The sequence below is a fragment of the Ohessyouella blattaphilus genome (assembly GCF_024721265.1).
Classification (GTDB): domain Bacteria; phylum Bacillota; class Clostridia; order Lachnospirales; family Lachnospiraceae; genus Aequitasia; species Aequitasia blattaphilus_A.
On sequence record NZ_JAMXOC010000077.1, the window covers coordinates 1 to 1,208 of the forward strand.

Annotated in this window: 2 protein-coding genes; both read left to right on the top strand. The window is 42.2% G+C overall.

The genetic code is table 11. The features are described from left to right. Nucleotides 1–319: hypothetical protein (locus tag NHH16_RS15405; RefSeq protein ID WP_262070473.1), on the top strand; the 319-nt coding region annotated here is incomplete at its 5' end. Further along, nucleotides 300–1,208: hypothetical protein (locus tag NHH16_RS15410; RefSeq protein WP_262070474.1), on the top strand; the 909-nt coding region annotated here is incomplete at its 3' end. The genes NHH16_RS15405 and NHH16_RS15410, both read left to right, overlap by 20 nt.

A 1,208-nucleotide genomic window follows, 5' to 3' on the forward strand; every position in this document is an offset into this window, starting at 1 on the left:
TATGAAAGAAACTCCTGTAATTTCTAACATGGCATGGGACGACAACACAAGTTATAAAGTAACAGTGTATATAGAAAATACAGCCCAAGGGTTAAAAACTCAAGAAGTATATGAAAATAGTAAAGGGTATAAGGAGAGCTCTGTCAATTTTACGCATACTTACCAGATACCACCGACTCCAGAAGAGAATAGCTCATATGTAAGCACAGGCGATAATAACCTGTCGCTTTTGCTACGTTTATGTATAAGTGGCATCAGCGTTTTTATCATAATCAAAATTAGACGGAAGGAATGTGATAATGTTAAGAAAGAAAAATAGAAAAAAAAGATTATCACTCATTCTGGTTCTTACGATGATTGCGTCAACGTTTTCAATTAAGGATGCAGCGTATGCTCAGGATACGGTAACAAAAGATATTGTTATAGACAGCTCGGAAATAGAGACTGTCTTAGAGGAAGAGACTTCTTTAGAGGGAATAGAGGCTTCGGAGAATAATAAAAATATAAATACGCAAAATACTCCGGTAGATGCGACTACACCCGCTACAGAGCAAATAAGCGAGCAGGTAGTGGTGCAAGGGTCCTTTGTCTCGATAGCACCAATGCTATTTGCGCAGACCGTGACGACAGAAGCGCAGCTACGAACAGCCCTGAGCAATGCAGATAGTGATATCACGATTACAATAGGTGGTGACTTCAACTTAACATCAAGTGTAACTATACCCAGCGGCAAGACAGTCACTATCAAGGGTGACAGCACAACCCGAACTATTGGATTGTCAGGGTTTTCGGCAACCCATAGTGCTACATCAGCTAGACATTTTATTGTTAGCGGGGCCAGCACAACCCTAACATTAGGTTCAAACTTAACCTTAGATGGTCGCAATAATCTGACGGGGTCGCCTGTTGCTGGTGGTATTGCCGTAACCTCGTCAGGCGCTTTTTATTTAGAAGGGGCTACGATTCAAAATTGTAGGAACCAAGATTACGGCGGCGGAGTTTATTTTGGTGACGCCCGAGACGGACGCCTTTCCAGTGGATTAATTAAAGATTGTCAGTCGTGGAAGGGTGGTGGTGTCTATATAAGTGAGAGTTCAAACCCTATTACCCTGTCAGGAACCATTGTGATTGATAGCTGTAAGGCTTTCTCAAAGGCTGACACGACTGACGGTCGAGCAAAAGGCGGGGGTGTTTTTGTAAATGGTAAA